The 327-nt window shown below is 43.4% G+C and carries 1 protein-coding gene; it reads left to right on the top strand.

The features are described 5' to 3' along the window. The coding region (locus D0T85_RS22100) for a hypothetical protein (protein ID WP_163215677.1) at positions 1-283 on the top strand (283 nt) is incomplete at its 5' end. Positions 284-327 lie beyond the last annotated feature (44 nt).

Genomic DNA, 327 nt, shown 5'->3' with positions numbered 1-327 from the left:
CGTGTACGATGTCTACGCACAAATGCCGAGCGAATTCAAGGACAATTCCTACGATAATGGTGCCCTGATAGCCAGTGCCACAGACGAGGACTTAATCAAAAAAACGCCTAACAGTTTCTTAAACCATCCTGCCACCCCCGATGAATTGGAATTAATGAAACAATGGTTGGAAACCAAAAGTTTCACGGTAGGAAACTACCTGTTTCTCAGTATGAAACCATTGGTTTCACGGTTTGAAATCCATTGCTCGAATGTGAACGGCTTCGACTTTACTGATGTTTGAGTCTGCCTTATCCTTTTCAACTTGGAGAATGGTCTCCGCTTTGT

Origin of the sequence: Bacteroides sp. 519 (genome assembly GCF_010500955.1) — a bacterium.
Taxonomy (GTDB): domain Bacteria; phylum Bacteroidota; class Bacteroidia; order Bacteroidales; family Bacteroidaceae; genus Bacteroides.
Note: the sequence above shows the minus strand (reverse complement) of the source record. Positions and strands in the feature narration are given on the sequence as shown.